This window comes from Arthrobacter crystallopoietes BAB-32 (genome assembly GCF_000328305.2).
GTDB lineage: Bacteria > Actinomycetota > Actinomycetes > Actinomycetales > Micrococcaceae > Crystallibacter > Crystallibacter crystallopoietes_A.
In genome coordinates this window covers 1-6,860 of record NZ_ANPE02000035.1, presented here as the reverse complement: position 1 = coordinate 6,860, position 6,860 = coordinate 1, and the positions used below count along the sequence as shown (strand labels likewise).

At 70.1% G+C, this 6,860-nt stretch carries 5 protein-coding genes; 3 read left to right on the top strand and 2 right to left on the bottom strand.

The window, feature by feature from the left end; genetic code table 11:
* Nucleotides 1–54: 54 nt before the first annotated feature.
* The gene (nirD, locus tag D477_RS00895) at nt 55–450 is read right to left on the bottom strand and encodes a nitrite reductase small subunit NirD (protein ID WP_005266346.1); all 396 of its coding nucleotides are present in this window, start codon (nt 448–450) and stop codon (nt 55–57) included.
* A gap of 358 nt (nt 451–808) precedes the next feature.
* On the opposite strand from nirD, the gene nirB reads away from it, so the two are divergent.
* The 3 genes from nirB to D477_RS00880 are packed head-to-tail and all read left to right on the top strand — an operon-like array spanning nt 809 to nt 5,774.
* Nucleotides 809–3,562 carry a nitrite reductase large subunit NirB gene (gene nirB, locus D477_RS00890; RefSeq protein ID WP_005266344.1) on the top strand — a complete coding sequence of 918 codons (2,754 nt, stop codon included), beginning with the start codon at nt 809–811 and terminating at the stop codon, nt 3,560–3,562.
* Nucleotides 3,563–3,572: 10 nt separating this feature from the next.
* On the top strand, nt 3,573–4,598 hold the full coding sequence (gene cobA / locus D477_RS00885; protein ID WP_005266343.1) for a uroporphyrinogen-III C-methyltransferase: 1,026 nt from the start codon (nt 3,573–3,575) through the stop codon (nt 4,596–4,598).
* Entirely contained in the window at nt 4,599–5,774 is a 1,176-nt protein-coding gene (locus D477_RS00880; RefSeq protein ID WP_005266341.1) for a uroporphyrinogen-III synthase, read from the top strand.
* Nucleotides 5,775–5,793: 19 nt separating this feature from the next.
* On the opposite strand, the gene D477_RS00875 is transcribed toward D477_RS00880, so the two are convergent.
* The coding region (locus D477_RS00875) for a dihydrolipoamide acetyltransferase family protein (RefSeq protein ID WP_005266340.1) at nt 5,794–6,860 on the bottom strand (1,067 nt) is incomplete at its 5' end.

Below are 6,860 nucleotides of genomic sequence, written 5' to 3'. Positions count from 1 at the left end.
GCAGCAGCAGGCCAGCGGCCCTGCCTGCAGCCTCCACGGCGGTTCCCGGCTGGCTCACGCCGCGGCCCCGCCGCCGGCAACCACGGGCATTCCGACCTCGACCAGCCCGGCCTCGACCCTGACCGGATAGACCGGAAGGGAGAGCTGCGGATCCGTGTAGCATTCGCCGGTGGCGAGATCGTACACCTGCTTGTGCAACGGCGAGGCGATAGTACGGCGCCACCCCTTGCTGCCCAGGATGCCGCGCGCCATCACGCAGGAGCCAGTGGCCGGATCCCGGTGCGCCGCCGCATACACCTCGGTCTGCGAAACCTTGAACAGCGCCACCTGCTCCCCTTGGACCAGGGCGGCTTCGCCCCAAGCCACTTCCAGCTCATCCACGCGGCAAACAGGGTGCCAGCGCAGTGCCAGGCCGTCCAGGCGGATCTCGTCAGCGGTCAGTACGGTCATCGTGAACCCCGTTCGGTGAAGATCGGATAAGGATGGCTTCCACGGTAGGGAGCCGATGTTTCCGGCGCGGCTCCTGCCCGGTTTCGGGGGTGTAAAACGCTTCTCACCGTCCGGGAACCGCACGGTTATCCGGCAGGTGGCCGTCCGAAAGGTGCGCGGACGGCCGAAACGGTGCTGGCGCCGTCGTTGTTTCCGGTATGTTTCCAGACACTCACCGCACTCCCCCGATAACCCGCAGGAAAAGTCAACTGCGGGAAACACAAGGGAAATTGCCGCGCAACGGCGCCCCTCTAGCGTGGACCCCATGCACCGCGCCGGTAGTGACCCGGCGGAAGACTAGAGAACCCTGAGGCAGGCCATGAACCAGAACAGTTCCCCAGCCACCCGCCGGATTGTCGTCGTGGGCGGCGGACCAGCGGCGCACCGCTTCACCGAGGCCATGTGTGCCCGCGGCACCGACGGCCTGGCCATCACGGTGCTGACCGAGGAGTCGCATCTGCCCTATGACCGCGTGGCACTGAGCAAGGCGCTGACCGAGACGGACGTGGACCTCACCCTGGGTGACCGGGAACTGTGGAACAACGACGCCGTCACTCTGGTCAGGGGCGCGCGTGCGGTTGATCTGGACCTGGCTTCCCGCGAGGTCATCACCGCCGGCGGGGAACGGTACGGCTATGACGAGCTCGTCCTGGCGACCGGCTCGAACGCCGCCCGGCTGCCGATCCCGGGCCACGAGCACACGCACGTCTACCGGACGCTGGAGGACGTGTGGGAGATCAACCGGCAGGTTGCCGAGCTGGGGACTAGGCTCGGGCGGCCGGTGAACGCCGTGACCATCGGCGGCGGCCTGCTCGGGCTGGAGGCTGCCGCCGGACTGCAGTCGCTCGGCGCGAACCCCATAGTGATCGACGGCGGACCGTGGCTGATGGGGACCCAGCTGGACGAGGGTGCCGGGCAGGCGATGGGGCGGCTCATCGCGGCGAAGGGACTGGAGGTCCACAGCGGCGTGTACCCGGCGGCCGTCCTCACTGCGGAAGGCTCGGACGGCACGGCGGCGGTTACCGGCGTCGAAATGGCGGACGGCCGGATCATCGACGCGGACATGGTGGTGGTTTCCATCGGCGTGCGGCCACGCGACGAGTTGGCCCGCGTGCTCAACGACCGGGCCAAGGCCGAGGCTGCAGCGGCGGACGGCAAGGCTCCGGAGGAGCTGGGCGACGAGGACTTCGTGCCGGTCTTCCGGATGGGCGTCCGCGGCGGAATTATCATCGACGAAACCTGCGCCACCGACGTGGAGCATGTCTGGGCGGTCGGCGAAGTGGCCAGCTTCGGCGGGCTCTGCGTGGGCCTCGTTGCCCCCGCGAACACCATGGCCGAAATCGTTGCGGACCGGCTGCACGGCGGCAGCGCAGCGTTCCCGGGCTTCGACACCGCCACCAAGCTCAAGCTCTCCGGCGTGGACGTGGCCAGCTTCGGCGACGGCTTTGCCAAGACTCCCGGCGCCCTGGAGATCGTCTACGCCGACCCGGCCCGCGGCGTCTACCAGAAGCTGGTCACCAGCAACGATGCCAAGACGCTGCTGGGCGGCATCTTCGTAGGGGACGCGGCCCCCTACCAGAGCCTGCGCCCGCTGCTGGGCCGCGAGCTCCCGGCCGAACCCGGCGCCTACCTGACGGCCGCCGGCGGAGCCGAGGCGCCGGATACCGAGCTGCCGGATGATGCCATCCTGTGCTCCTGCAACAACGTCACCGCAGGCTCGATCCGCGATGCGGTCAACGGCTGCGGCAGCTGCGACGGCCAGGACCCGGTCCACGAGCTGGGCGGACTGAAGGCCTGCACCCGCGCCGGCACCCAATGTGGCTCCTGCGTCCCGATGCTCAAGAAGCTGCTGGAAACCGAGCTGGCCAGGAACGGCATCACCGTCTCCAAGGCGCTGTGCGAGCACTTCGCGCTGTCCCGCGCCGAGCTCTTCGAAGCGGTGCGCGCCACCGGGCTGCGCGATGCCGACGCCATCTTCGCCCGCTTCGGCATCCCGGTGGAGGTCGAAAGCGCAGACGGCGCGGTGGAATCGGCGGCGCCGCTGGGCTGCGACATCTGCAAGCCGACCCTGGGCTCCATCCTGTCCTCGCAGCACGCCGAGTACCCGCTCGACGGCGGCCGCGGCACGCTCCAGGACACCAATGACCGCGCGCTGGCCAACATGCAGAAAAACGGCACCTACTCGGTGGTCCCGCGCATCCCGGGCGGCGAAATCACGCCGGAGAAGCTCGGCGTCATCGCGCAGGTGGCGCAGAAATACGGCCTGTACACGAAGATCACGGGCGCACTGCGGATCGACATGTTCGGCGCCCGGCTGGAGCAGCTGCCGGAGATCTGGAAGGAGCTGGTGGAGGCCGGCTTCGAATCCGGCCAGGCCTACAGCAAGGCGCTGCGCAACGTGAAGAGCTGCGTGGGCTCCACCTGGTGCCGCTACGGAGTGCAGGATTCGGTGGCGATGGCGATCCGGATGGAGCTGCGCTACCGCGGCCTTCGCGCACCGCACAAGTTCAAGATGGGCGTCTCCGGCTGCGCCCGGGAATGCGCCGAGGCCCGCGGCAAGGACGTGGGCGTCATCGCCACCGCGGACGGCTGGAACCTCTACGTCGGCGGCAACGGCGGAGCCAATCCCGCGCACGCCCAGCTCCTCGCCAAGGACCTGGACGACGAGACCCTGGTCCGCTTCGTGGACCGCTACCTGATGTACTACATCCGCACCGCCGACCGACTCCAGCGCACCGCCCGCTGGATGGAGGACCTGGACGGCGGCATCGCGCACGTGCGGGACGTCGTCGTCGATGATTCCCTCGGCATCGCCGCCGACCTCGAGGACGCCATGGCGCGCCACATCGAGAACTACGAAGACGAGTGGGCCGCCACGTTGAAGGACCCGGACCGGCTGCGCCGCTTCCGCTCCTTCGTCAACGCGCCGGACCAGCGGGACGACTCGATCGCCAACGTGGCCGAGCGCGGCATGATCCGCCCGGCCTCGGAAGAAGAAAAAGCCGCCGCGGCCGCCGGCGAGGGACCCGTCCTGCTCGGCGCCACCATCCCCGTCCGCCCCTCCGCCAGCTAAGGAGCCTGACATGCAGCTCACCGCAGACCTGACCGGCCGGCACGTCCTCGTCGCCGGCGCCCGTGATGAGGCCCGGCGCGTTGTCCGCCGCTACCGGGCGGCCGGTGCCGTCCTCCGCACGGTGTCCCGTCCGGACCACTTCACACCCGACCTGCTCAACGGCGCTGTGCTCGCCGTAGTGGTTTCGGCGGACGACGGCGGGTGGCCGGCCCTGGCGCAGGCCTGCGGTGCGCACGGGGTACTGCTGGCGCGCGAAGCTCCGGCCGCCCCGGGCGGTCGGGTGACCCTGGTCGGCGGCGGGCCCGGAACCGAAGACCTGCTCACGGTGGGCGCGCAGCAGGCGCTGCGGGAGGCCGACGTCGTACTTTTCGACCGGCTGGCGCCGCACCGCAACCTCTCCACGCTCGCCCCCGGCGCGGAACTCGTGGACGTGGGCAAGCAGCCGGGGCACCATCAGGTGGCCCAGCGGGACATCGAGCGGCTGATGGTCGAAGCCGCCCAGGCGGGCAACAACGTCGTGCGGCTCAAGGGCGGCGACCCGTTTGTATTCGGCCGCGGTGGCGAGGAAGTCGCAGCGTGCGCCGCCGCCGGCATCCCGGTTTCCGTGGTGCCCGGGGTGACCAGCGCTGTCTCGGTGCCTGCCGCCGCAGGCATTCCCGTGACGCACCGCGGCGTCAGCCACCTGTTCACCGTGGTCTCCGGGCACCAGCCGCTCAGCGACGCCGAACATGTCCATCTCGCCGGCCTCGGCGGCACCGTCGTGGTGCTCATGGGTATCGGAACGCTGCCGCAGCTCATTGCCGGCCTGCGCCGCGCGGGAATGCGCCCCGACATGCCGGTCGCAGTGGTGGAGCGCGGCTACAGCGATTCGCAGCGCACTACCGTATCCACACTGGCCGGGATCGTCACGGCGGCCGGCGCCGCACGGGTGAAGTCCCCCGCGATCCTCGTGATCGGTGAAGTGGTCAGGCTCGCCGCCGGCTGCGAAGCGGGCGCAGGCCGCCTTGCCGACCTGGCCGAAGCCGTGGGGGCCTGAATGCCTGGCACCGCCACCCGGCAGCCCGCCGACACGCGGGAGTCGCTGGCCGAGGTCCGTGCCCGGGTCGAGACGCCGTCCGCGGAGGCGCTGGCCGGCTTCCGGATCGGCGTCACGTCCGACCGGCGCGCCGAAGACTTGGTTTCCGCACTGGAACGCCGCGGCGCCCAGGTGATGCACGCGCCGGTGCTCAGGATCGCCCCCGTGGCAGAGGACCGCGCCCTGCTGCAGGACACCGCGGCCATCCTGCACGCCCGGCCGGACATCACCATCGTCACCACGGCCTACGGCATGCGCCGCTGGAGCGAGGCCGCGGACGTCCACGGCCTCGGCGAGGAACTGATGGAAACCCTGGCAGCGTCGCGGATCCTCGTGCGCGGCCCGAAGGCGCGCGGCGCCGTCCGCGCCGCGGGGCTCAACGATGCCGGCATCAGCCACGATGAACGCACTTCCAGCCTGGTCGACCTCCTGCTCGAAGAGGGCGTGGGCGGACGCACTATCGCGATCCAGCTGCACGGCTATACGGACGCGGCACAGCTGGCCCGGCTCCGCGACGCCGGCGCCCGGGTGCTGGCCGTCACCCCGTACCGCTGGGTCAAGCCGGACGGTTTCGAGGACAAGGTGGGCCGGCTCATCCAGGCCGTCGTCGCGGGCCAGCTGGATGTCGTTACGTTCACCAGCGCGCCGGCCGTCGATGCCCTGCTCAGCACCGCCCACGAACTGGGCCAGCATGGCGCCCTGGTGGAGGCCTTCAGGAACGACGTCGTTGCCGCCGCGGTGGGGCCCGTCACCGCGCGTCCGCTGGAGGAAGCGGGGATCCGCCCGATCATGCCCGAGCGCTACCGGCTGGGCGCGCTCATCCGGCTGGTCGTCGAGCATCTGTCCGGGAACCGCATCCAGCGCGTACCTACCGCCCTGGGCGAAGTCCAGATCCGCGGCCGCTCCGTCATCCTCGGCGGACAACGCGCGGACCTCTCCCCCACACCGATGGCGCTCTTCCGCGCGCTGGCCACGGCCGGCGGCGCCGTCCTGCCGCGCGAGTCCCTGCAGCAATGCCTGCCCGATTCCCCCGGCGACCACGCGCTGGATATGGCGATGAGCCGGCTCCGGCAGACGTTGCCGGACGCGTCGCTCATCACCACTGTGATCAAACGCGGCTACCGCCTAAACGTGTAGCCGCTGCTTTCCGGCCGGACTAGTCCAGCAGGAGTGCCGGTTCTTCCATGATCGCGGCGACGTCCGCCATGAAGCGCGCGGACAGGTCGCCGTCGACGACGCGGTGGTCGAAGGAGCCGCCGAGCGTGGTGACCCAGCGGGGAATGACCTCGCCGTCCAGCACCCACGGCTTCTGCTTGATGGTGCCGAACGCGACGATGGCCACTTCGCCGGGGTTGATGATCGGGGTGCCGGTGTCGATGCCGAGCGCACCGATATTCGTGATGGTCAGGGTGCCGCCCTGCATCTCCGCCGGCTGCGTCTTGCCTTCGCGGGCGCGGCTGGCCAGCTGGTTCAGCGCGATCGCCAGTTCCTTCAGCGACAGGTCCTGGGCGTCCTTGATGTTCGGGACCATCAGGCCGCGCGGGGTGGCCGCGGCGATGCCGAGGTTCATGTAGTGCTTGACCAGGATTTCCTCGTCCGTCCAGGTCGCGTTGACGGAGGGGTTGCGCGCGGCGGCCCAGATCACGGCCTTGGCCAGGATCAGCAGCGGCGAGATCTTGATGCCTTCGAAGTCCCGGCTGGCCTTGAGCCGCTTGACGAACTCCATGGTCCGGGAAGCATCCACGTCGACGAAAATGCTCACATGCGGCGCAGTGAAGGCCGATTCAACCATCGCCTTGGCCGTGGCCTTGCGGACGCCCTTGACCGGAATGCGTTCGATCCGCTGCTCCTGCGGCTTCTTGCTGGGCGCCCAGAAAGTCTCGGCCCGGTCGAGTTCGGCATCGCGCTGCGCCTGGTAGCTGAGCAGGTCCTGCTTGGTCACCTCGCCGCTGCGGCCGGTCGGCACGATCTGGGTCAGGTCGATCCCGAGGTCCTTGGCGGCTTTGCGCACGGGCGGCTTGGCCAGCACCCGGTTCAGCAGCCGCGAGACGGCCGCCTGGGCTTCGGCGCGGCGCTGCTTCATGCCGCCCGGCTCCACGGACACGTCCGAGGGAACCGGCGGCACATGCGGGGCGTGGTGGGCCGGGGCGGAATCGGACACGCCATGGTGGTGGCCGGTGGGCGCGTTGGCCAGCGAGGTGTCCTGCGGACCGGTGTGCGCTG